Source organism: Undibacterium sp. RuTC16W, from assembly GCF_049339445.1.
In the GTDB taxonomy this organism is placed as follows: Bacteria; Pseudomonadota; Gammaproteobacteria; order Burkholderiales; family Burkholderiaceae_D; genus Undibacterium.
Genome location: NZ_JBMPPE010000009.1, coordinates 1 through 23,082 on the forward strand (window position 1 = coordinate 1; position 23,082 = coordinate 23,082).

A 23,082-nucleotide genomic window follows, 5' to 3' on the forward strand; every position below is an offset into this window, starting at 1 on the left:
CCGGAAGTGCATCTGCGGCCCAACAAGCTGGTGGCGTACAAGTCGGTAGCCCATGTGATGGCAACGGCACAGCGCCTTGGTGTCACTAAGATCGGGATGGTTGGTAATGAGCAGTTCTTGAAGTGATGTAATTCTCTTCAAAATATGTTCTGACTAAAAAGAAAAGGCTCCTTGCGGAGCCTTTTCTTTTGCTGTGATTGTGAACTTAAATTAACAGCTTATATTGTCAGCCTATTTTTTGTGAATTAGCTTGCTGACTGGTTTGCAACTTGTGCGCCAGATGTTTCGCCTGCTATTTCGCTGGTTTGCAGTTTTTTGCAATGAGGGCAGGATTTTCCCTGAACATACCATGAGGATAGTTGTTCGCGTGGCGTCACCACTGCACGGCATGCATAGCATTGCGTGGTATCCGTTGCTTCCAGCTTCGGATTTAGGGCAGTACGATAATCAAAGACAAAGCAGTCACCGTGATAATGAGCACCGCCTACTTCTTCAAAATATTTCAGAATCCCGCCCTCTAGCTGATACACGCTGTCATAGCCGACATTCTGCATGTGGATTGCCGCTTTTTCGCAGCGAATGCCGCCAGTACAAAAAGTCACCACAGTCTTATCATTCAATGCTTCGCGATTGGCTTCAATGACGGCAGGGAACTCGGTAAATTTGCTGATCCGATAATCAATCGTATTATCGAAACTACCTACGTCGACTTCAAAATCATTACGTGTATCAACCATGACTACCGCTTTGCCATGATCGTCATGTCCTTGATCCAGCCAGCGTTTTAAGGTGTGTGCATCGACCGATGGTGCGCGGCCTTCCTCAGGCTTAATCAAGGGCATGCGCATGGTGATGATTTCAGGTTTCAGCTTGACCAGCAATTTGGTGAATGGCTGATGGTCCGAAAAACTTTCTTTAGCAACGACATCTGCAAAACGCGGATCGGTATGTAGCCAGTCCATATAGGCATCTATTTCATGACGCAATCCCGCCAGGAACATATTGATGCCCTCTGGCGTGAGTAAAACAGTGCCTTTGAGATTTAATTCCTGGCATTTAGCGATGAATTCCGGGCGCTTTTCAGCCGTATCGTCGAATGTAATGAATTTATAAGCAGAAATATTAACGTAAGGTGTTTCTTCGGTTTGTATTGCGGGAGTTGCGTGCGACATAGTAGATATTCAGTAAGTCATTGATTTGGCAGCATTATAAACTTTTCTGGACGCAAAATTACAGTTTTGCGATTCAAAAAAACAAAACGGTCACGACTCACAATAAGCAAACTTTGCTTTTGCCCTGATGAGCAATGCAGAATATATGGCTATCTGGCGAGGGAGTGCCTTGCCTATCTGGCGCTCTCTGCCAGGCTCTTGTCGGTTATATCACCATTCATATCGCGATTCCCGCACTTTTACCTGCACTGGCAATCGTTTTCGCCAGTCCGGCACGGTAAAATACGCGAATGAATACTGAATTAACACTGACCAACGATAGTACGGCGCCTGCCTTGTCTGCCGCTGCACATCCGCAATTTGTCCACCTGCGTTTGCACTCTGAATATTCGATTGTCGATGGCTTGGTTCGCATTGACGATGTGGTAAAAGCGGCAACGAAAGATAAGCAGGTTGCGCTGGCGATTACCGACCTGGCGAATTTGTTTGCTATGGTGAAATTTTATAAAACAGCACGTAGCAAAGGTGTGAAGCCGATTGCTGGTTGTGATGCATGGATCACCAATGATAACGACCGAGATAAGCCGTCGCGCCTGATGCTCTTGGTGAAAAATAAAAAGGGCTATTTGCAGCTCTGCGAATTATTGGCGCAAGCCTGGCTGACCAATCAGCATCGCGGTCGTGCCGAGATCCGCTACGAATGGCTGCACGCCTTATTTGAGGCTGATCAGCAAAAGGGCGAAGAACCAGGCCTGATCGTCTTATCGGGCGCTCACTTCGGCGATGTTGGTATTGCGATAGACAATGGCAATATTGATCTGGCCGAGCGCAGTGCGCAGCGCTGGGCGGCGATTTTCCCCCACCATTTTTATATTGAAATTCAACGCGCAGGTCAGCCAAATATGGATGCTCATGTGCGTCAGGCGATCGCTCTGGCGCGCAAGCTGCGGTTGCCGGTTGTTGCCACGCATCCTATCCAGTTCATCAATAAAGAAGACTTCGTTGCCCACGAAGCACGCACCTGTATTGCCGAGGGCGATATGCTGGCGAATGGTCGTCGCGTACGTCGTTTTAATGATCAGCAATGTTTTAAAACCCAGGCGGAGATGGCCGAGTTATTTGCCGATATTCCAGGTGCGCTTAAAAATTCTGTCGAGATTGCCAAGCGTTGCAATCTCACGCTGGAATTGGGTAAGCCGAAATTACCCGACTTCCCGACACCGGATGGCATGACCATCAACGATTTTCTGGTACATGAATCACAGCGCGGATTAGAGCAGCGACTGGTACAACTCTATCCGGATCTGGAAAAGCGTGAACAGCATCGCCCCAGATATGAAGCGCGCCTGAAGTTTGAAACCGACACCATCATCAAGATGGGCTTCCCGGGCTACTTCCTGATTGTGGCGGACTTTATCCAATGGGCAAAAAATAATGGCGTACCGGTTGGTCCGGGCCGTGGGTCAGGTGCTGGCTCATTGGTCGCGTATGCGCTGCTGATTACGGATCTGGATCCGCTTGAATACAATTTGCTGTTTGAGCGTTTTTTGAATCCAGAGCGCGTATCCATGCCCGACTTTGATATTGATTTTTGTCAGGAAGGACGTGATCGCGTTATCCAGTACGTGAAAGAACGCTACGGCAAAGAGGCGGTATCGCAGATTGCGACCTTCGGTACCATGGCGGCCAAAGGGGCGATTCGCGACGTCGGCCGCGTACTGGATTTTGGTTATATGTTCTGCGATGGGGTCTCGAAATTAATTCCATTTAAACCGGGTAAACAAGTCACGATTGCTGAGGCGATTGTCGAAGAACCTTTGCTTGCCGAACGCCAGGAAAACGAGGAGGAAGTTAAAACCTTGCTCGATCTGGCACAACAGGTCGAAGGGATTACCCGTAACATCGGCATGCATGCGGGGGGCGTGCTGATCGCGCCAGGCAAACTGACTGATTTCTGCCCGCTGTACACGCAAGGGGGTGATTCCGGCGTGGTATCGCAATACGATAAAGATGACGTTGAAGCAGTCGGTCTCGTGAAGTTCGATTTTTTGGGCTTGACCACGTTGACGATTCTGGATCGTGCTGTTCGCTACATCAAGATGCTGGATCCGGCGATGGCGGATTTTGATCTGGCGAAATTGCCTCTCAACGACAGGCCATCGTATGAACTGTTAACCAAGGCGAAAACGGTCGCCGTATTTCAGCTGGAAAGCCGCGGCATGCAAGGCATGCTGAAAGACGCACGCCCCGATCGCTTTGAAGACATTATTGCGCTGGTAGCCTTGTATCGTCCGGGACCGATGGACCTGATTCCGGATTTCTGCAAACGTAAGCATGGTGAGAAATTTGATTATCCTGATCCGCGTACCGAAGGTATTTTGTCAGAAACCTACGGCATCATGGTGTATCAGGAGCAGGTAATGCAAATGGCGCAGGTCGTCGGTGGCTACTCCTTGGGTGGCGCGGATTTGCTGCGTCGTGCGATGGGTAAAAAGAAAGCCGAAGAGATGGCGGAACACCGCCAGATTTTCCGTGACGGTGCGGCGAAGGACGGTTTGCCACAAGCGAAAGCGGATGAGATTTTCGATTTGATGGAAAAATTCGCTGGCTATGGTTTTAATAAATCGCATGCCGCTGCCTACGCGTTGCTGTCGTATCACACTGCATATCTGAAGGCACATCATCCAGCCGCGTTCATGGCAGCCAACTTATCGCTGGCGATGGATGACACGGATAAGATTAAAATTCTGGTCGAGGATTCACTCGATATTTGCAAACTCACCTTACTCGCACCCGATATCAATCAATCCGAGTACCGCTTTATTCCAGTTGGTGAGCCGGGTAAAAAAGCTACGCAAATCCGCTATGGCCTGGGTGCTGTCAAAGGCTCCGGTCAAAATGCGATTGAGAGCATTGTCGCAGCGCGTAAGGCTGATGGACCTTTCCTGAGTTTGTTTGATTTTGCAAAACGGATTGACAAGCGTCAGGTCAATCGCCGCACGGTAGAGTCCCTGATACGTGCTGGTGCGATGGATAGTCTGGGGCAGGATCGCGCGGTGCTTCTGGCAACCGTGCCTTTGGCGATGGAAGCGGCTGAGCAGGCCGAGGCTGCGATTAATCAAGTCAGTTTATTCGGTGATGATGACGATATGATTCCGCCGCCGGAATATATCAAGGTTGATCATTGGTCCGACAAGCAGCGTTTGATGGAAGAAAAACTGGCATTGGGATTTTACTTATCTGGCCATCTGTTTGACGCTTATGCTCCAGAGGTGAGACAGTTTATTAAAACTACACTCGCCAAGCTTGATCCCTCGCGTGATCTGCGCCTGATCGGTGGCGTGATTGCCGGGTTGCGTACGCAGATGACGCAACGCGGCAAGATCATGATCGTCACTCTCGATGACGGTACAGCGACCGTTGATGTGACGGTATATAGCGAAATGCTGGATGAGTATAAAAACTTGTTTAAAGAAGATGAATTTTTGGCGGTGCTAGGCAAGGTGTCCGAGGATCGCTTCTCCGGCGGACTTCGAATCACTGCCGAAAAAATCATGGACATTGGCCGCGCACGCGTCCAGTTTTCACAAGGCTTGCGTTTGTCACTGGATGCGGGAACTGATCTGAAAAAATTGCAGGACATTCTCAAACCTAGCCTGAATCCGGAAGGTTGCCCTGTCCTGATCCGCTATCAAAATACCGACGCCAGCGCCGAGCTGTATCTGGCAGATCAGTGGCGGGTCAATCCTGACGACAATCTACGGCAAAAACTCGGTGAGTGGCTGACACCTGACAGAGTGCAGATCGAATATGCCTGACCGCATGAAACAGACCGGATCACTACCCGCGCAACCGCAATCTGACACGCACTTGCAGACCCAGTCAGGTGGATGGTTGCCATTGTGGACTGAACGTGCAAACTGGCCGCAGCAGGTGCTGGCATTTCTGCCACTGACTTTATTTTTTCCGGTCGGTGTGATGTATGGCGGAGTGCTGGTGTTTTACATCAGCCTGTTACTGTCTTGCGTGTCGAATGATACGTGGCGATTGAAGCTGCAAGCGATACGACGCAGCCCGATGTTATTGCCTGTGCTGACATTGAGTGCGGTCAGTATCGTCGCTGCGGTCTCGCATGAGCGACCCGTTGGCGAATTCTGGTCAGGATTCTGGCACTATCAGACCTATGTTTTTTTATTTCCTTTTCTGTGTGTCGGTGCCGGTGCCTGGCAGCAAAAAGCGCTCAAGAATTTTTTTGCCGGAGCGATCTTTGCAGCGAGTTTGTATTATCTGAATCTGCTGCATGTCTTGCCAGCCAATACACTGTTCCGCAGCTATGTTGTTTATGAGGGGAATAAGTCAATCTTGCTCGGTATCTTACTGGCACTCGCTTCCGGCTGGATGTTGCATGAATTGGTTTTACGCAAAAATCATTTATTGATCAGGATGTTCGTATTGACATATGTCGTTCTGGCCTTATTGTTGCTGGCCAAAACCCGTACCGCCAGTCTGATCTTTGTTTTGTTATGTGTCCTGATGGCCTTGCGTAACTTGCGCTGGTCCTGGCGTAGTGCGCTGGTTCTGGCCTGCCTGTTGATGGCTGGCGTCGGTACCTGGAACTATGTGTTGAGTCTGCCTGCACCAGTGACCTGTGCTGTAAATGAGATGCAGCTTGCCGGTGCCAGACCTGCACAGATTCTGGTAACGCGTGCGCAGTGTACGGTGCATCAGGTGCATTCATTTAACGAAGGAAAAAATATCGGCGAAGACGGTATGCGGCTGGAGATTTATAAAGTAACCAGTCAGATCATCGCAGAGCAGGTCCTACTCGGGCATGGTATTGCGAACTGGATGCCGCTTTATCAGCAACGCGCCAAAGGCATGATGAGCGGCACCATGACGACACCGCATAACGATTATCTGCTGTATTTCACTGAGCTGGGTATCGCCGGATTGGCGGCATTGTTATGGATCTGGCTTAGCCAGTTGTGGCTGGCGCACCGCATGACCCTGCAGGCACAAACACGGGAGCGAGCGATGTTACTAGCGATGCTGGGAATAACGATGATGGTCGGTGGCATGTTTAATGCCATCCTGCGCGATGGCGTCTTCGGGATGGCCTTGATGATTTTGCTGGCGATTCCGCTGGCAGGTGTCGGCACAGACCATAGACAAGCCAATGTAACTTAATAAAGAAAATTGAAATTGAATCCGCATTATCCATGCGCCTTCTGGCATGAAAAGGCTCTGAAAGCCGCATGGATCAAGCGGATTGCTGTTGAGATGTTCAAAAAAATCTCTTCAGCCTACTCAAAATAATCAAAATAATGAGAATAATGAATCAGCAAACGATACAAATCGCGCAGCGCTTATGGGCGTCGATGCGTCAGCACCGTCAGCGTCTGTTATGGACCTTACTGACGATGATCGGTACCGCATTGACTGAGGTAATGTTTCCGCATGTTTTCGGCTATCTGCTGGATCATGGTTTTAAAGGCGAGCATACCAATCTGCCGTTGTGGAAAGTACCTGCTGCAATCATCGGTATTTTTGTCTTGCGCGGTCTCTGCACATTTACGACAAGTTATCTGATGTCATGGATTGCAACCCGTCAGTTGAATGATATCCGCGCTCAGGTATTTGCGCGGATCATGAATGTCCCTATCAATTTTTATCATACAGAATCCAGCGGCCGCATCATCAACACCATCATGTTTGAAGCGCAGCAAATCGTGGAAATGATGAAGGTATCGATCACGACCCTGTTCCGCGATTCGCTGACGGTGGTCGTCTTGCTCGCCTATTTGTTATGGGTCAACTGGAAGCTGACGCTGGTCACGATTGTCTTGATTCCCTCCATGGCGTATCTGGTGCGGCGTGTCAGCAAGCGCCTGCGCAAGCTCAATCAGGATCAGCTCGAAGTCAACGGCGAACTGACCCAGGTCATCGAAGAGACCACACGTGCCAGCCAGGTGATTCGTATTTTTGGCGGCCAGAATTACGAGCAGCAACGCTTTGATAAAAAGAATGAAAAATTGCGTGGTTATGCGATGAAGACCACGGTGGCCGTCGCATCGACGACGCCGGTTACGCAAGTGCTGGCAGCTTGTGCCGTCGCCATAGTGATTATGCTGGCGGTCGCACAAGGCAAGTCGGACACCACTACCGTCGGTGATTTTGTTAAGTTTATTACGGCGATGATGATGCTACTGACGCCTCTGAAACGTCTGGCTGATCTGAACGGTCCGATGCAGCGTGGCATGGCGGCGGCGGAATCGGTGTTCTCAATGATCGATGCAGAGCCTGAACATGATAGCGGCAAGCCCTTGCCCGCCAGAGCTCTGGGTAAGCTGGAATTTATCAATACCAGTTTTAGCTATCCGGGGCAGGAGCAAGTCGCGTTGCAAAGGATTAACCTGAGCATCCAGCCGGGTGAAACACTGGCGCTGGTCGGCATGTCCGGTGGTGGTAAGACGTCATTAGTGAATCTGGTGCCACGTTTTTATCAGGTGAGTGACGGTGAGATTCTATTGGATGGTATTCCGTTGAATCAGATTTCTCTCTCGAGTCTGCGGGCGCAGATTGCGATGGTCAGTCAAAACGTCGTGCTGTTTGACGACACCGTCGCGGCAAATATTGCCTATGGCGACCCACAACCGGATGCTGCGCGTATTGCCGCCGCAGTGACTGCCGCGCATCTGGAAGATGTCGTACGTGAATTGCCCGAAGGGTTGAATACCATGATCGGTGATAACGGCAGTCGCCTGTCTGGCGGACAACGTCAGCGTCTGGCGATAGCACGAGCGATTTATAAGAATGCACCGATCCTGATACTCGATGAGGCGACATCGGCGCTGGATTCAGAGTCTGAGCGCGCCGTGCAATCGGCACTGGATGAATTAATGCAAGGCCGGACTACACTGGTGATCGCGCATCGCTTATCCACCATAGAGCGCGCCAGCCGGATCGCGGTGCTGGTGGACGGCATGATCAGTGAGATCGGAACCCATGCCGAGTTACTGGCAAAAGAAGGTGTCTATGCGAACCTGTATCGCTTGCAATTCACGGCCTGACTATGAATGCGCCTTCTGTTAATCCAATCACTTCAGTTGCTTCGGCACCGGCTCCTGAGCGCTTACTGGTCATCGCACCGAACTGGATAGGCGATGCGGTCATGGCGCAACCATTGCTGCGGTTATTAAAGCAGCAGTACCCGGCTCATGCGATTGATGTACTGGCCGCCGCCTGGGTCGCCCCGGTATTGCGGGCGATGGCAGAGGTCGACACGGTACTGGAGACACCGTTTAAGCATGGTGCATTGCAATTGCGTGAGCGTTGGCGTTATGCCCGACAACTGCGTCAGCGTCATTATGTTGCGGCGTATATTTTGCCGAATACCTTAAAGTTTGCGCTGATTCCCTGGCTAGCCGGTATTCCCCGGCGCATTGGGTACAAAGGCGAGAGCCGCTATGGCCTGATTAATATGATGCATCATGATGATCTTGCCGCACCGCGAGCGATGGTGCCGTTTTATGCAGCATTAGCTGCCGAACCTGCGCCACAAGTTACGACGACTTGTGCGCGTCCTTCACTATCCGTGAGCGAATCGCACATTGCAGCGACTTATACACAACTCGGTTTGTCGCGGGAACAACCGCTCATCTGCTTTGCGCCCGGTGCTGAGTTCGGTAATGCAAAACGCTGGCCGACATCGCATTTTGCCCAACTCGCCGGGCAGATCGCCGCAAGCTATCCCGCAACACAAATCGTCTTACTAGGCTCGCCAAAAGACAGCGCTGTCTGTGATGAAATCAAGGCCTTATCGCAATCCGTCCCATCCATCCCATCCATTCATCACCTTGCCGGCAAGACCAGCCTGGATCAGGCGATTGCCTTGATTGCCAGTACCTCTGTCATGGTGAGCAATGATTCCGGCTTGTTGCATATCGCGTCGGCGCTGAACCGACCCGTCATTGCCCTGTATGGCCCGACCGATCCCGATCACGCACCACCGTTTTCTGACATTGCCTACTCCCTTTCCTTGCGCCTGAACTGCGCACCGTGCAAACAGCGCGAGTGTCCATTGGTGCATCAGAACTGCATGCAGAAAATGACGACAGAGATGGTCTATCATCCGATATCGGCGATCATGGCATCGCATCAGTAATCTCATTGAATGTCTTATCAGGTAGAGAAAATGCTCTATGAACACCGTTATCTGTCAGAAAAATAATCAGCCAGATCAGATATCGAACCTTATCTGCAACGATATTTATGTTAGACCGGAGTCTTGATTTTTACTGTTTGGGGATCGCAGTTACCCGATGCTGACACGATCTATCTTGAACAAGATTGCCACCTCCTGAGTCTAGTGAATGAGATGCGGTCGCGACAATTCACCCGATACGCAATCTGCTTGAGACTTCGGTTGCCCCAACCGATGAAGGACGCATTGCAGCGATAGATGCCGCGGAAATTTTGCAGGGATAATCGCCCATAGATAGACTTGAGAAATTTAGTAAGGCTTAGTAAGACTTAGTAAGACTTACTAAGACTCAGGCAGATATGTTTTTTAAACGCCATGCCGGTGGCGTGAATAAATATCGCAGTGCACTCAGCGATTTTGTTTGACTACCGCGATACACGAGCACCGGCAACACGATTCCCGCACCGACGCCAGCCAGTAGATGTGTCGCCACATCATCAATATGTAAAAATTTACTCAATATAATTCTGACGCCACTCGCTGCGAGTATATGCATCAGATAAATCGGCATGGAATATTGCCCTATTGTCGTCAACCACACACCGGTTCTTGTTTGGCTGAGCCAGATCGACAAACTGCTGACTAAAACGATTCCAGCGCAGGACAGGACGATGAGCAACACACTCGTATCGGTATAGATCAGGCGCAAGCGATGATAAAAAATGTACTGTAGTGTTCCGAATAAAATCAGGCTGCCGAATACCCAACTGCCAGCTCGATTTTCTATCCATCGCAAGACCGTCGTGACATTCATACCTAAGACGAAAAAAATAAAATAATTCGCCAGATAGTCAAAAGGAAAAGGGAGCGCCACATACAAATGCAGTACCCAGAACGCCAGTGCCGACACCAAGATGATGCCTTGTTGCCTGGCCTGCTGCTGGCGATGCACCAGCACGGCAAGGCCAAAGATCAGGAAGAGAACGTATAAAAACCAGAAATGTGCACGCGGCATCCACAGTAAGGACAAGACATCGCCCACGCTGGTTTGTGAGTTCGTATACCGGGATAAAAATACCTCAATGAATCCCTGCAACAGAGACCAGATCAGGTAAGGGTAAATAATCGTACTAAGTTTGCTGCGCATGAGTTGCATGTCACCGTATTTGTTTAATGACGGCAAGAAAAATAAACCAGACAAGAAAAAAAACAATGGCATATGAAAGCTGTAAATCACGCTATCGATCAGCATGTAGCTTTCTTTATCTAATGGCAAACCGGCATTCCACGCGCCACGTGCGACGTGCGCATAAACGACCAGCAGGATACCGATTGCCTTGGCGTAGTCAGCCCAGTTATTTCTGTGATTCATTTGTGTCGTTATGTTCAAGCTAGCTCAAATTGACGTCAGTTCTTATATACAGCTGTTTTTTTGAAGTAAAAAATAATGAGTCACCTGTTTTTGTTAATGCTTGGATTAATCAATTTATAAAATTAATGATTGAACCATCTCATCTAGATGGAAACAGTTAAATTTAGTAGAAAGTTTTTTCACATCAATATGATGTCGTACTGCTCCTGATGAAACACATTCTCCACTTGCAGTGAAATCGGCTTACCAATGAAATCACCGAGCATGGCTAAATGCTGTGACTCTTCTTCGAGAAACATATCCACCACGACTTGCGACGCCATGATGCGGAACTCTCTTGGATTGAATTGTTTGGCTTCGCGCAGGAGTTCGCGCAAAATTTCGTAGCAGATGGTGCGTGCGGTTTTGACCTGTCCCTTGCCGCTGCATGCCGGACAGGGTTCGCACAGGATGTGTGCCAAGGATTCTCTGGTGCGTTTGCGGGTGACTTCGACCAGGCCTAATGCGGAGAAATTAGAGATGGAGAGTTTAGTCCGGTCGCGTGACAATGCTTTATTCAGCTCTGCCAGTACCGCGGCTTTATGTTCTTCGTTCTCCATATCGATAATGTCGAGAATGATGATGCCGCCGAGATTGCGTAGTCGTAGTTGGCGGGCGATGGCGTGGGCTGCTTCGAGATTGGTTTTGAAGATAGTGTCATCGAAGTTCCGACCGGCGACGAAGCTGCCTGTGTTGACGTCAATGGTCGTCATGGCTTCGGTCTGATCAACGATCAGATAGCCGCCAGATTTCAGATCGACGCGACGCCCCAGAGCGCGCTCAATTTCCTCTTCAACACCGTATAAATCGAAGAGTGGCCGTTCACCTGTGTAATGCTGGAGTTTCGGCAATACCGATGGTGTATACGTGGTGCCGAACTCAAGCAGCATCTGATAGTTTTCACGCGAATCGACCTGAATACTTGCAGTCTCTTCGTTCACAAAATCACGCAGGACTCTTTGTGCCAGATTCAGATCCTGGTAGAGCAGGGTTGTGGGCGGCTGAGTTTTTGCCATCTGGGTGATATTCGCCCATGTCCGTCTCAGATATTCGACGTCGGATTTCAGATCTTCGTCAGAGGCATCTTCGGCCATGGTTCTGACGATGAATCCGCCTTTTTCATCAGGCTGTTGCAAGCTCAGCACTTTGGCGCGTAGTGCTTCACGCTCGGCTTCGTTTTCGATGCGCTGTGAAATGCCGATATGAGAATCTTGCGGCAGATAGACCAGCATGCGACCCGCAATAGAAATCTGGGTAGAGAGTCGTGCGCCTTTGGTGCCTATAGGATCTTTGATGACCTGAACGGTAATTGGCTGACCATCGAATAACAGTTTTTCAATCGGCGTCAGTACATTGCCGCCTTCTTGCGAACGTGCGTCCCAGATATCGGCGACATGCAAAAACGCAGCGCGCTCTAAACCGATATCAATAAATGCCGATTGCATGCCAGGCAGTACGCGTACAACTTTACCCAGATATACGTTGCCAACCAGACCGCGCGACAGTGTGCGCTCTATATGAAGCTCTTGTACTGCGCCTTGAAAAATCAAGGCAACCCGGGTTTCTTGCGGGGTAATGTTGATGAGGAGATTTTCGCTCATAGATCAATAAGATGCCAATTAGGGGATATGAATACCTGCTTGCCGTAACAGCTGGGTCGTCTCAAATAAGGGTAAGCCCATGATGCCAGAATAACTGCCGCTGATGTGGGAAATAAAGCGCGCAGCAGTTCCCTGGATACCATAGCCACCGGCCTTATCATAAGGCTCGGCGGACAGGCAATAATCTGACATTTCCTGTTCGGATAAAGTCGCAAATCGGACCTCAGATCGCTGAGTGAGATGCCAGCGTCCTTGCGTGCTGACGACGGCAATACTGGTCAGGACGGCGTGCTGCTGTCCTGACAGTTGGCTCAACATCGCCCGCGCTTCATTTTGATCGACGGGCTTGCCAAGAATTTGATCATGGATCACGACAGTCGTGTCAGCAGCCAGCACAGGGCGCATCGCCAGTCTGCGATGCTGCATGATGGTCCACGCGGCTTCAGCTTTTTCCTGCGTGACGCGACTCACATAATCGTAAGGCAGTTCGTCCGGCAATACCTGTTCAGTCACATCGGGGCCACGAGGCGCCAGATCCCTTAGCAGCACTACTTCAAAATCGATACCGATCTGGCGCAAGAGTTCGCGGCGACGTGGACTCTTGGAGGCGAGATATATTTTATTGTCGGCGATGGGCATGTTGTCTCCTCGACGTTCACAGGTCTATATGTCTACTGATGAGGCTATTGTGCGCCAGGATTTTATCCTGTGCTCAAACCCGATGATAGGGATGGTTTTGCGTAATCGAATAAGCGCGATATAGTTGCTCAGCCAGCAGCACGCGTACCATGCCGTGCGGCAGGGTCAGGCTGGAAATTCTGATCAGCATATCGGCTTTCGCCTTAAATTCAGCATCCAGTCCATCCGCGCCGCCGATAATAAATGCCACATCCCGTCCATCTTGCTGCCAGCTAGTCAATTGCTGCGACAGGGCGACACTGGTCAAGTCCTTGCCGCGTTCATCCAGGGCGATGATGCGCGCATTCTTTGGTAAAACAGCTTCAATTTTGACGCGTTCCAGTCCCATTACGGTCTCGGCAGTTTTACTGCCGGAGCGTTCAACAGGCTTAATTTCTTTCAGATGGATCCGGCACTCGGGTGGCATGCGTTTGCTGTATTCATTAAAGCCGTCTTCTATCCATGCAGGCATTTTGTGACCAACGGCAGCGATGATGAGTTGCATAAAATGGTGACTAATTGGTTGAGAAAATTTCTGGAAAAAATCAGAAAAAACAGTCGTAAAAAAGGCTTCTGTTTTACACAGAAGCCTATATTTAATCTGCCGTATCAAGCAAGCCTATCTGTTAAATAAATTTGTTCACTGCATCTTTAAAGATGTCTTTTAAACGAATTGATTAACCGACTCTTTTAAACGAACCAGATTATTCTGCAGTTTTACGACGAGTAGTCGCTTTTTTATCTGCGGCTTTTTTGGCGGAGGCAACGGCGGTTTTGGTTGCAGCAACTTTAACGCGAGTACCGCTTGGTGTTTTGGCAGTCGTTTTTTTCACACCAGTACCAGCGGTGGTTGCTGTTTTACGTACCGGTTTTGCTGGTGCATCAGCACTGGCAACTTTGGCTACGCGAGGTTTGCGCGTGGTTTTCTTTGGCTCGTCATCCAGCGTAGTCTGGCTTGCCATCATATCGTGTGTGACTTCGACAGGCGCAGCCTTGGCACGGCTTGCACGTTTTGGTTTGGCTTCTTCATCTTCTGATGCGCTGGCTAATTTCTTCGTGCCGCGCTTGGCTGCGCCGAATTTAATTTCTTTGTCGCCCCAGATTTCTTCCAGGCGGTAGTAGGCGCGAATGGCTGGTTGCATGATGTGAACGACCATATCACCCAGATCGACCAATACCCATTCACCGGTTGTTTCGCCTTCCATGCCAATGACGTCGCCGCCATTTTGTTTGACTTTGTCGCGTACTGACGCTGCCAGAGCTTTGGTTTGACGGTTCGATGTACCGGAGGCAATCGCAACGCGGTCGAACAAGCTGGTCAGGTGGGTCGTGTCGTAGACGATGATGTCTTGTGCTTTTACGTCTTCCAGAGCGTCAAAGACGAGAGTTTGTAGTTGTTTGATATCCATTATTTTTCGTATATATGATGTTGTTGTATATAGTCTAGCACCTTGCGAGGTACTAGCGATGTTGTTAGCTGTCCACGCTGCAGATCGTCACGAATCTGTGTGGCTGATATATCGATGAGGAGATCCTCTGTCAGATAAGTCAGCCCAGCGGGGGTATTGCGAATTTGTTCCGGTGTTGCCGCTCCTTGCTTGAATTTTTGCAGCACGTGCTGCTGTGTTTGCTGCGCTACTGACACTACTACTTGTGGCGAATTAGTTTGTTCCAGTTGGAAGCCGGGTCGTGAGGCCGCGCATAGATGCGCCAGATCAAACAAATGTTGCCATTGGTGCCAGCTAGACAGATTCTGCAACTGGTCGGCACCGATTAAAAAAACGATGGAAGTCTTGTCACCATACTCTGCCCGCAAAGCGCGCAAGGTATCGACGGTATAAGTAGCGTGCTGACGTCTGGCGCGCTGTATTTCTTGCTGATCTATCGTCAGTTTGCATGTGTTTACCTCTGCAAACGCCAGTTCCAGCATGGCACATCTCTGCTCAGCGCTGGCGACCAGGCCCTTCTTTTGCCAGGGATTACCCGCCGGTACGACGCGTAACTCCTGAGGTTCTAATAATGTGATAAATCGTTTTGCCAGTGCGACGTGTCCAAGATGAACAGGATCAAAACTGCCACCTAAAACGACGACACAGTGCTGAGCTTGCTGAATCTGATGATGCAATGGATGCGTTCCGGCTATCTTATTGACCGAAACAGGATCCGGTGACACAGTCATTTAAATCCATTCCCTGTGCGGCAAAAATTCTTGTGCCAGCGCTGCTTCGGCGCTATTTTCTTCCGGCGACCAGTCATAACGCCATTTTACTACCGGTGGCATGGACATCAATATGGATTCGGTCCGGCCACCGGATTGCAAGCCAAATAGTGTTCCACGATCGAACACCAGATTAAACTCGACATAACGACCCCGGCGATACGCCTGGAAATCGCGCTCACGTTCACCATAGGACAAGTCTTTGCGCTTTTCAAGGATGACGCTGTAGGTGGGGGCAAATGCATCGCCGACACTTTGCATCATCGCAAAGCTGGTCGCAAAATCGAGCTCATTGAAATCATCAAAGAAAATACCGCCAACACCACGTGCCTCTTTACGATGCTTCAGGTAAAAATACTCGTCACACCATTTCTTAAAACGTGGATGTAAATCCTGACCAAACGGAACCAGCGCATTTTTGCAGCTTTGATGGAAATGCTGTGCATCGTCGACAAAACCATAGTAGGGCGTCAGATCCATGCCGCCGCCAAACCACCATACATCGGGCTGACCCGCGGCATAGGTTGTGAAGAACCGAACATTCATATGCACAGTCGGTGCATACGGATTGCGCGGATGGAGTACCAGCGACACGCCCATGGCTTCCCACTTGCGACCAGCGAGTTCGGGGCGATGAGCTGCCGCTGATGGTGGCAGATTATTCCCCATCACGTGAGAAAAATTCACACCACCGCGTTCGAATACATTGCCTTCTTCAATCACGCGCGAAATCCCGCCGCCGCCTTCCGGGCGATCCCAGCTATCGGTAATAAAGTCCTTGCCATCGATCTGTTCCATCGTGGCGACGATCCTAGACTGCAATCCAAGCAGGTAAGTTTTTACGGCGTGTGAGTCAGTCATGCGTTCTGATTAAATTGGTGACAGTGGTTCGTTATCGCTAATTAATGTTTCTTATTCATTGCGCGCCAGCCAATATCACGACGATATTGGGCGCCATCGAAATGGATTTTTTCTACGACTTCGTAGGCATGTTTTTGCGCCAGCTTGACCGTGTCGCCCAGACCGACGACGCACAATACGCGCCCACCTGTTGCGGTCAGTGTGCCATCTTTTAAGGCAGTACCAGCATGGAACGTTACGCTGTCTGCGGTCTCGGCCGGTATGCCAGTGATCACATCACCTTTGCGCGGCGCATCTGGATAGCCCGCGGCTGCCATGACGACGCCCATCGCGGTGCGGCGATCCCATTCCAGTTCTACTGCATCGAGTGTGCCATCGACCGCGTGTTCCATGACGTTGACCAGATCGGTTTTCAGGCGTGCCATGATAGGCTGAGTTTCAGGATCGCCCATGCGGCAATTGAATTCCAGTGTTTTTGGATTGCCCTGATCATCAATCATCAGACCAGCGTACAGGAAGCCGGTGAAGACGATGCCGTCTTTTGCCATGCCTTGTACGGTCGGGACGATGATTTCGCGCATCACACGTGCATGCAATTGTGGTGTCACGATGGGCGCCGGGGAGTACGCGCCCATGCCACCGGTGTTCGGACCTTCATCATGATCCAGCAGGCGTTTGTGATCCTGACTGGTTGCGAGTGGCAGAATATTTTTGCCATCCACCATGACGATAAAACTGGCTTCTTCACCCGCTAAAAATTCTTCGATCACGACACGCGCACCTGCATCGCCGAGCTTATTGTCAGACAGCATCATATCGACGGCGGCATGTGCCTCGTCGAGAGTCATGGCAACGACGACGCCTTTACCTGCGGCCAGTCCATCAGCTTTGATGACGATAGGTGCGCCTTTTTTTGCGATGTAATCATGGGCACCTGCTAGATCTGAAAACGTTTGGTATTCCGCCGTCGGAATAGCGTGGCGCTGCATGAATGATTTGGCAAAATCCTTGGAGCTTTCGAGTTGCGCAGCTTCTTTGCTCGGGCCGAAGATTTTCAGGCCGCGGGCGCGGAATACATTCACGATACCCGCTGCCAGCGGCACTTCTGGGCCTACGACGGTGAGTCCGATATGCTCTTGCTCAACAAAATCTGCCAACGCAACGGAGTCAGTCAGCGCGATGTTTTTCAGGCGGATATCTTGTGCGGTACCGCCATTGCCGGGAGCGACAAAAATGGTCTGTACACGTTCTGATTGCGCGAGTTTCCAGGCTAATGCGTGTTCACGGCCACCAGAGCCTACAACGAGAATTTTCATAACAACTTTCTTTTTTCAATGACTGCGTTGCATCGAGTTGCATAGAGTTGCATTTACTACCGATGTTCTGCAAGGGCACATCAGATTTAATCTTCGATGATGGCGTTGGTGAAGACTTCTTGGACGTCATCCAGATTTTCCAGCGCATCCAATAATTTTTGCATCTTGATTGCGTCATCGCCAGTGAAGACGGTTTCTGTACCTGGCTTCATAATGACTTCAGCGATTTCCGGGATGAATCCGGCTTTTTCCAACGCGTCCTTGATGCCGGACATGTCGTAGGGTTGGCACAGAACTTCAATGCCACCTTCTTCATCGGTAACAACATCATCGGCACCCGCTTCTAAGGCTGCTTCCATCAATGCGTCTTCATTCGTGCCCGGCGCAAACAACATCTGACCGCAATGCGTGAATAAAAATGCGACCGAGCCTTCAGTGCCCATGTTGCCGCCGAATTTGCTGAATGCATGGCGTACTTCTGCGACGGTACGTACACGGTTGTCGGTCATGCAGTCAACGATGATCGCTGCGCCACCGATACCGTAGCCCTCGTAGCGAATCTCTTCATAGTTCGCGCCTTCCAGTGTGCCGCTACCGCGCTGTATTGCACGGGTGACGTTTTCTTTCGGCATATTGGCGCCGGCCGCTTTATCGACTGCCAGGCGCAGGCGGGGATTGGAGGCGACATCATCGCCGCCCATGCGTGCTGCAACCGTAATTTCTTTAATCAGACGCGTCCAGATTTTGCCGCGTTTTGCATCGGTGGCCGCTTTTTTATGCTTGATATTGGCCCATTTACTATGTCCTGCCATGATCGCTCTCTCTTGAATTGGCAATTGTTCACCTAAAGCCAGGCAAATTCCCCTTGCTTCGGTTCTATAATGAAGTCTGCCATTTTAACATAGTGATTTTATTCAAATCCCCCTAGAGAACGACCAAAACCATGTCAAAACCACTGCTTATTGCAAAAAATCAAGCGCAGGAACTGCATTTACTGTCAGATTGGGCGAATCGCCACGGCTGTATCACCGGAGCAACCGGTACCGGTAAGACCGTGACACTGCAGGTGATGGCGCAGGCGTTCTCGGATATCGGCGTGCCGGTTTTCATGGCTGACGTAAAGGGAGATTTGTCCGGCATGGCGCACCCGGGGCAGTCTGGCCCCAAAATCCAGCAGCGTTGTGAGCAACTTGGGATCGCGGCACCGGACTGGAAGGCTTGCCCAGTCACGTTCTGGGACGTATTTGGCAAGCAAGGTCATCCCGTACGCGCGACGATCTCTGATCTTGGACCGCTGATGTTAGGACGCATGCTAAACCTGAATGACACTCAGGAAGGTGTATTGCAGCTCGCTTTTAAAATCGCCGATGACAACGGCTTGCTCTTACTTGATACCAAGGATTTGCGTGCAATGCTGCAGCACCTGGGCGATAACGCGAGTGAGTTTCAGACCGAATACGGCAATATCTCCGCGGCCAGCATCGGTGCGATACAGCGCGGTCTGCTGGCAATCTCTGAGCAGGGTGGTGAGCAATTCTTTGGTGAGCCAATGCTGAATCTGGACGATATGCTGCAAACCGATGCCAGCGGCAAAGGTATTGTGAATATTCTCGCCGCCGACCAGTTGCTGCAATCGCCGCGCCTCTATTCGACTTTCCTATTGTGGATGCTGTCTGAGCTGTATGAGCATCTGCCTGAAGTCGGGGATCTTGATCAGCCTAAGATGGTGTTCTTCTTTGATGAAGCACATTTATTGTTCGACGAAGCGCCTAAAGTCTTATTGCAAAAAATCGAACAAGTCGTCCGCCTGATCCGCTCTAAAGGTGTGGGCGTGTATTTCGTCACGCAGAACCCGCTTGATATTCCAGATACCGTACTGGGGCAGCTTGGCAATCGTGTGCAGCACGCTTTACGCGCCTACACACCGCGCGATCAGAAAGCTGTGCAGGCAGCAGCAGAAACTTTTCGCCCCAATCCCGATCTTGATACAGCGCAGGTCATCAGTGAGCTGGGTGTCGGTGAGGCATTGATTTCTTTTCTGGATGAAAAAGGTCGGCCAAATATTGTCCAGCGCGGTTTTATCTTGCCACCTGCATCGCAGATTGGTGCGATTTCACCTGAGGAGCGCCAGCAGATTATGGCGACTTCGATTGTTGCAGGCGTCTATGAAAAAACGATAGATCGTGATTCTGCCTACGAAAAACTCAAAGGCAGAGTCGTCAGTACTCAATCGCAAAATCAGCCGCAAAGCGCACCAGCGCCCGATCAGTCTGGTGGTATCGGCGATGGCTGGGGCAATTCTGGCGGGACTACTGCCTCAAGCCGTACGCCCACGGAGTCAGCGCCAACGATCCCGTCGCAGCGACAAGTGCAAACGCAGGAGCAATCTCCACAGCAATCTCAGGAAGCCGGCGGTATCAGCGATACGCTGAAAAGCGTATTCGGCAATCTGCTCGGTGGTAGCGGAGGCATACGTCGTCGCGATAACGTCGCAGAGACCATGGTTAAATCGGCAGTACGAACCATCGGATCACAGGTTGGCCGTGAGATTATTCGTGGTGTGCTCGGGTCTATTTTGAAGAAAAAATAAAATGATTTCCAACCAGCAGGATGTGCCGCTATAAAATTTCATCATATTAATCCATGCAATCCGCAATGCTGGCGCGCCTTCTGGACGTATTTCGTCGTAAAAGGCGCACCAGTGTTGCGGATTCCGTTTTGAAATCAAGAGGAAAACATCGGATGATCTTATTTATGCCGCATTCAAAATCGCCGCATGGAACCGCAAATGATCTTCAATAAAACTGGTGATGAAATAGTAGCCATGATCATAGCCCTCATGACGTCGCAAAGTCAGAGGCTGGTTCGCTGTTGCGCAGGCGACTTCGAATTCGTGAGGCAGTAATTGCTCGGCTAGAAATTTATCGCCGAGTCCCTGGTCAATCAAAATCCCGTGAGGAAAAGGCGTGCTGGTGTTTGCCATCAGGATCGATGCATCGTAATCGAGCCAGGTGCTTTGATCAGCTCCAAGATAACCGCTAAATGCCTTTTGTCCCCAGGGACATTTGGTCGGCGCTGCAATCGGTGCAAAGGCGGAGACTGAGCGGTAAATGTCCCGGTTGCGCAGTGCCAGTGTGAGCGCGCCATGGCCACCCATGGAGTGGCCAAAGATGCCGATCTGATTTGCTTGTGCGGCGAAATTTTTCAGGATTTTGTGGCGCAATTCATGCACGACGTAGGAATACATACGGTAATGTTTTTCCCACGGCGCTTGCGTTGCATCGAGATAAAAACCGGCAGCGACACCAAAATCCCAGCCATCGCTATCGCCCGCGATAGACGCACCGCGCGGACTGGTATCCGGCGCGACTAACATGATGCCGAGTTCTGCTGCCAGTCTTTGCGCCCCGGCTTTGATCATGAAGGTTTCTTCATTGCAGGTGAGGCCCGCCAGATAGAACAAGACGGGGACTGCACGCTCTTTGGCTTGTGGTGGTTGAAATACCGAAAACCGCATCGGCAATCCGATCTCGCTAGACTCGTGACGATAAAAACCTTGCACGCCACCGTAGCAGGCGTGCTCGCTGATTGTTTCTAAAGCGGCGGCGGTCATCTTGGATCCTGTGGTGGCTAGTTTAAAATCAAGTTTAGAATTCAACAACAGAGCGAATCGACTCGCCGCTCTTCATCAGATCAAAGCCTTCGTTGATGCGCTCTAACGGTAGCTTGTGCGTAATCAGATCGTCGATGTTGAGTTTGCCTTCCATATACCAGTCAACGATTTTTGGTACGTCAGTGCGGCCTCGTGCGCCGCCGAATGCAGAGCCTTTCCAGACGCGACCGGTGACCAGCTGGAATGGCCGCGTACTGATTTCTTGTCCTGCTGCTGCAACGCCGATGATGATCGACTGGCCCCAGCCTTTGTGACTGGACTCCAGCGACTGGCGCATCGTGGTGGTGTTGCCGATACATTCAAAGCTATAGTCTGAGCCGCCATCGGTCAGGCCGATAATTGCGTCGACAACGTTACCGACTTCGGTCGGATTAACGAAATGTGTCATACCGAATTTACGCGCCATTGCTTCGCGAGCCGGATTGATATCGACCCCGATAATTTTATTCGCGCCGACCATGCGGGCTGCCTGAATGACGTTCAAACCGATGCCGCCAAGACCGAAGACGACCACGTTGGCGCCAGCCTCTACTTTTGCTGTGAACAAGACTGCACCGACGCCGGTGGTGACGCCGCAACCGATGTAGCATACTTTGTCGAAAGGCGCGTCTTCACGGATTTTTGCGAGAGCGATTTCTGGCACTACGATGTAATTGGAGAAGGTTGATGTCCCCATGTAGTGATACAGCGGCTTACCATCTAATGAGAAGCGGCTAGTCGCATCTGGCATCAGACCACGTCCCTGGGTACTGCGGATTGCCTGACAGAGATTGGTTTTTTGTGACAGACAGAATTTGCACTCACGGCATTCCGGTGTGTAAAGAGGAATCACATGGTCGTCTTTTTTCAGGCTCTTGACACCGGGGCCGACATCGACCACGACGCCTGCGCCTTCATGCCCCAGAATCGCCGGGAAAATGCCTTCCGGGTCAGCGCCAGACAGGGTGTAGTAATCGGTGTGGCAAATGCCGGTAGCCTTAATCTCGACTAAGACTTCACCTGCTTTTGGGCCGCCTAATTCAACTTCTTCGATAGTCAGAGGTTTGCCGGCTTGCCATGCGACTGCTGCTTTGGTTTTCATGTCTGTCCTTTGTCGTTATAGGAGGTAAGTAGAACTGTAAATGGGTAGAACGACTACAAGCTGACTGTAGTTTTAGCTGAGAATGCTAGACAAACTTGTAGCTACCGCGACGAGTAAAGCGAGCTCAGCGCCGTTAAAAATATTCTGTGTAAATGCTTCTGAATCGATAATCCCCAACACGTGACCATCTGCTGCCAGGATCGGCAAGCAAGCTTCTGCCTGCACTTTTGGATCACAGGTGTAATACTCGCCGCCAGTCGCAAGATAGGCGCTGACGTTGTTGATAATCCGGCTCTTACCGCTGATGCCGACGGTGCTGTTATTGCTGATGGCAGCGAATTCGGGTGTGAGCGGAAATTCGGCGCGTGATGCGGCACCAAAGTAGGCTAGCTTTATTAATACAGCATTACCATCTGATCCGGTGGGTGTCTGGTCGATTTTCTGATTGATTTTTCGATACACGCCAAACCACTGGCTGCCGCTATGTTGCTGATAAAACTTAACCAGTGCAGTCACCTGTTGCAACAGCCGCAGATTGTCAGGCGTTTGTCCGCCCAGGCGGGCAGCCAGATCATAGGGTGTGGCGGATAGCTGATCAAACAAGGAACAGGAGCCACCTTCGCCTAGTTCGGGTACCTGATATTGCCATTGGACTTGCGTGTCTTTTTCAGTTGATCTGATGAATTGCTGCAGTTGTTCTTGGTAGCTGGAAACTTGCGTCGCAAAATCAGACGGTAATTGTGAGTGATCGATGCCGCTGTGTGCCATAAAAAATGCGATTGACATTGGTCTGCCCGAGGTTCTAAAAAGCATTTGAGTTTATCAGATGTCTCATATCAACGTGGTAGCGGGCTAGTCGCTGAAAAAT

At 50.6% G+C, this 23,082-nt stretch carries 20 protein-coding genes; 7 read left to right on the forward strand and 13 right to left on the reverse strand.

Translation table 11 applies throughout. From position 1 onward, the window contains the following. A partial coding sequence (locus tag ACO0K4_RS16040) for an ExbD/TolR family protein (protein WP_422957813.1) occupies positions 1 to 126 on the forward strand: 126 nt, incomplete at its 5' end. A 119-nt stretch (positions 127 to 245) separates the two neighbouring features. Here ACO0K4_RS16040 and ACO0K4_RS16045 read toward each other — a convergent pair. Further along, positions 246 to 1,172, reverse strand: a complete 927-nt coding sequence (locus ACO0K4_RS16045) for a sulfurtransferase (RefSeq protein WP_422957664.1) — start codon at positions 1,170 to 1,172, stop codon at positions 246 to 248. A gap of 134 nt (positions 1,173 to 1,306) precedes the next feature. Here ACO0K4_RS16045 and ACO0K4_RS16050 point away from each other — a divergent pair, with 134 nt between their 5' ends. From ACO0K4_RS16050 to waaF, 5 genes are all read left to right on the forward strand, one after another. After that, the gene (locus ACO0K4_RS16050; protein ID WP_422957665.1) at positions 1,307 to 1,453 is read left to right on the forward strand and encodes a hypothetical protein; all 147 of its coding nucleotides are present in this window, start codon (positions 1,307 to 1,309) and stop codon (positions 1,451 to 1,453) included. 9 nt (positions 1,454 to 1,462) lie between these two features. Then, on the forward strand, positions 1,463 to 4,990 hold the full coding sequence (gene dnaE, locus ACO0K4_RS16055; RefSeq protein ID WP_422957666.1) for a DNA polymerase III subunit alpha: 3,528 nt from the start codon (positions 1,463 to 1,465) through the stop codon (positions 4,988 to 4,990). Then, positions 4,983 to 6,359 carry an O-antigen ligase family protein gene (locus ACO0K4_RS16060; protein WP_422957667.1) on the forward strand — a complete coding sequence of 459 codons (1,377 nt, stop codon included), beginning with the start codon at positions 4,983 to 4,985 and terminating at the stop codon, positions 6,357 to 6,359. The genes dnaE and ACO0K4_RS16060 overlap by 8 nt, the downstream gene beginning before the upstream one ends. Before the next feature lie 146 nt (positions 6,360 to 6,505). After that, positions 6,506 to 8,242, forward strand: coding sequence for a lipid A export permease/ATP-binding protein MsbA (gene msbA, locus ACO0K4_RS16065; protein WP_422957668.1), 1,737 nt, complete (start codon positions 6,506 to 6,508; stop codon positions 8,240 to 8,242). A gap of 2 nt (positions 8,243 to 8,244) precedes the next feature. Next, positions 8,245 to 9,336: a lipopolysaccharide heptosyltransferase II gene (gene waaF, locus ACO0K4_RS16070; protein ID WP_422957669.1), complete on the forward strand. Its 1,092-nt coding sequence runs from the start codon at positions 8,245 to 8,247 to the stop codon at positions 9,334 to 9,336. A gap of 388 nt (positions 9,337 to 9,724) precedes the next feature. Here the strand turns inward: waaF and ACO0K4_RS16075 are convergent, their stop codons facing one another. The 9 genes from ACO0K4_RS16075 to ACO0K4_RS16115 form a co-directional block, all read right to left on the reverse strand. Next, positions 9,725 to 10,747 carry an acyltransferase family protein gene (locus tag ACO0K4_RS16075; RefSeq protein WP_422957670.1) on the reverse strand — a complete coding sequence of 341 codons (1,023 nt, stop codon included), beginning with the start codon at positions 10,745 to 10,747 and terminating at the stop codon, positions 9,725 to 9,727. 179 nt (positions 10,748 to 10,926) lie between these two features. Beyond that, the gene (gene rng / locus ACO0K4_RS16080) at positions 10,927 to 12,387 is read right to left on the reverse strand and encodes a ribonuclease G (RefSeq protein WP_422957671.1); all 1,461 of its coding nucleotides are present in this window, start codon (positions 12,385 to 12,387) and stop codon (positions 10,927 to 10,929) included. A gap of 18 nt (positions 12,388 to 12,405) precedes the next feature. Continuing rightward, complete coding sequence (locus ACO0K4_RS16085) at positions 12,406 to 13,026, reverse strand: Maf family protein (protein ID WP_422957672.1); 621 nt, start codon at positions 13,024 to 13,026, stop codon at positions 12,406 to 12,408. Positions 13,027 to 13,099: 73 nt separating this feature from the next. Continuing rightward, positions 13,100 to 13,570, reverse strand: a complete 471-nt coding sequence (rlmH, locus tag ACO0K4_RS16090) for a 23S rRNA (pseudouridine(1915)-N(3))-methyltransferase RlmH (protein WP_422957673.1) — start codon at positions 13,568 to 13,570, stop codon at positions 13,100 to 13,102. 199 nt (positions 13,571 to 13,769) lie between these two features. Beyond that, positions 13,770 to 14,474: a ribosome silencing factor gene (gene rsfS / locus ACO0K4_RS16095; RefSeq protein WP_422957674.1), complete on the reverse strand. Its 705-nt coding sequence runs from the start codon at positions 14,472 to 14,474 to the stop codon at positions 13,770 to 13,772. Further along, positions 14,474 to 15,244 (reverse strand): nicotinate-nucleotide adenylyltransferase, encoded by a 771-nt coding sequence (nadD, locus tag ACO0K4_RS16100; RefSeq protein ID WP_422957675.1) that lies wholly within the window; start codon positions 15,242 to 15,244, stop codon positions 14,474 to 14,476. The genes rsfS and nadD overlap by 1 nt, the downstream gene beginning before the upstream one ends. After that, positions 15,245 to 16,144, reverse strand: a complete 900-nt coding sequence (gene hemF / locus ACO0K4_RS16105; protein WP_422957676.1) for an oxygen-dependent coproporphyrinogen oxidase — start codon at positions 16,142 to 16,144, stop codon at positions 15,245 to 15,247. A gap of 41 nt (positions 16,145 to 16,185) precedes the next feature. Further along, on the reverse strand, positions 16,186 to 17,460 hold the full coding sequence (gene purD / locus ACO0K4_RS16110) for a phosphoribosylamine--glycine ligase (protein WP_422957677.1): 1,275 nt from the start codon (positions 17,458 to 17,460) through the stop codon (positions 16,186 to 16,188). Between the two features lie 86 nt (positions 17,461 to 17,546). Beyond that, positions 17,547 to 18,272, reverse strand: a complete 726-nt coding sequence (locus ACO0K4_RS16115) for a YebC/PmpR family DNA-binding transcriptional regulator (RefSeq protein ID WP_422957678.1) — start codon at positions 18,270 to 18,272, stop codon at positions 17,547 to 17,549. A 131-nt stretch (positions 18,273 to 18,403) separates the two neighbouring features. Here ACO0K4_RS16115 and ACO0K4_RS16120 point away from each other — a divergent pair, with 131 nt between their 5' ends. Next, positions 18,404 to 20,050 carry a helicase HerA-like C-terminal domain-containing protein gene (locus ACO0K4_RS16120; RefSeq protein WP_422957679.1) on the forward strand — a complete coding sequence of 549 codons (1,647 nt, stop codon included), beginning with the start codon at positions 18,404 to 18,406 and terminating at the stop codon, positions 20,048 to 20,050. Positions 20,051 to 20,212: 162 nt separating this feature from the next. Here the strand turns inward: ACO0K4_RS16120 and fghA are convergent, their stop codons facing one another. From fghA to ACO0K4_RS16135, 3 genes are all read right to left on the reverse strand, one after another. Then, positions 20,213 to 21,073 (reverse strand): S-formylglutathione hydrolase, encoded by an 861-nt coding sequence (fghA, locus tag ACO0K4_RS16125; RefSeq protein WP_422957680.1) that lies wholly within the window; start codon positions 21,071 to 21,073, stop codon positions 20,213 to 20,215. Positions 21,074 to 21,107: 34 nt separating this feature from the next. Further along, positions 21,108 to 22,214 carry an S-(hydroxymethyl)glutathione dehydrogenase/class III alcohol dehydrogenase gene (locus ACO0K4_RS16130; protein WP_422957681.1) on the reverse strand — a complete coding sequence of 369 codons (1,107 nt, stop codon included), beginning with the start codon at positions 22,212 to 22,214 and terminating at the stop codon, positions 21,108 to 21,110. A 72-nt stretch (positions 22,215 to 22,286) separates the two neighbouring features. Then, the gene (locus ACO0K4_RS16135) at positions 22,287 to 23,000 is read right to left on the reverse strand and encodes a GAF domain-containing protein (protein ID WP_422957682.1); all 714 of its coding nucleotides are present in this window, start codon (positions 22,998 to 23,000) and stop codon (positions 22,287 to 22,289) included. Positions 23,001 to 23,082: the final 82 nt, after the last annotated feature.